The sequence below is a fragment of the Burkholderia sp. FL-7-2-10-S1-D7 genome (assembly GCF_001524185.1).
GTDB lineage: Bacteria > Pseudomonadota > Gammaproteobacteria > Burkholderiales > Burkholderiaceae > Burkholderia > Burkholderia diffusa.
This window is the reverse complement of sequence record NZ_LOWY01000031.1, coordinates 1-1,056: the sequence shown is the minus strand read 5'-3', so window position 1 is coordinate 1,056 and position 1,056 is coordinate 1. Positions and strand designations below refer to the sequence as shown.

General features: G+C 65.2%; 1 protein-coding gene. It reads right to left on the bottom strand.

What is annotated here, in order from left to right; translation table 11 throughout:
- Positions 1–1,056: porin (locus WS75_RS14375; RefSeq protein WP_059681068.1), on the bottom strand; the 1,056-nt coding region annotated here is incomplete at its 5' end.

The following is a 1,056-nucleotide window of genomic DNA, read 5'->3' as shown; positions in this document are numbered from 1 at the left end:
TCAGAACGTATGCATCATCCCGACATACGCGCCCGTCTGCGACTCGCCCGTCATCGGGCTCGTGCCCGACGTCGCGTCGCGCGGCGACGCGAGTAGCGAGAAGTTCGAGTTGCCGCCGTTGCGCACATACGCGACCGTCCCGTACAAGAACGTGCGCTTCGACAGGTTGTACGTCGTACCGAGCACGTACATGATCGCGTGTCCCGACGGATCGTGCGACGCATCGCCGCCGCCGTCGCCCACCTTCACGTAATACCCGCCGCCCGTCACGGCCCACTGCGGCGTTGCCGTGTAGGTCGCGCCGAGCCAGTAGTGATCGGCGCGATCGGCGACGCCCGCCGGGCTGTCCGGCGCCTGGTAGTGCGTATAGGCGCCCTGGATCTTGAACTTCGACACCTTCACGTTCGCGCCGACGAAATACTCGCGTGACGCGGTGAAGATATTGCTGAACTTGCCGTTGTTGTCGCGCAGTTCGTCGTAGATGCCGCGCACGTCGAGCACCGGCGAGTGGTACGAGATCATGATCCCGTCCGAGCGGCCGAAGTCGTCGGCCGCGCCGTAGTTGAAGCCGCGCGACTGGTTGCCGAACGCGTATTGCGCCTGCACGTCGAAGCCGCCGATCACCGGGCTGTGATATTCGATGTTGTTGCTGCTCTGCTGCCAGTTGCGGCCGCGCACGAGCGATGCGGACGAAAACGCCTGCTGCACGAACGGATCGAATTCCCACACGCCATCACTGTCGATGAACAGGTTGCGGCCGGCCTGCAGCTGTCCCCACGTGTCGCTCTTCAGCCCGACATACGCGCGGCGCGACCACATGCGTCCGCCGCCCGTCGTGCCGTTCATCACCTGAAACGCGGTTTCCAGGTTGAAGACCGTCGACATCCCGCCGCCGAGATCCTCGACGCCTTTCAGGCCGAACATGCTGGTGCCCCAGTCGCCGCCCTCCGCGCTCCAGCGCGTCGAGCTGCCGTTGGGCGTCGCGATGTGGTTCAGGTATTCGACGCCGCCGTCGATCCGGCCGTACAGCGTCACGCTTGTCTGTGCGAACGCGGC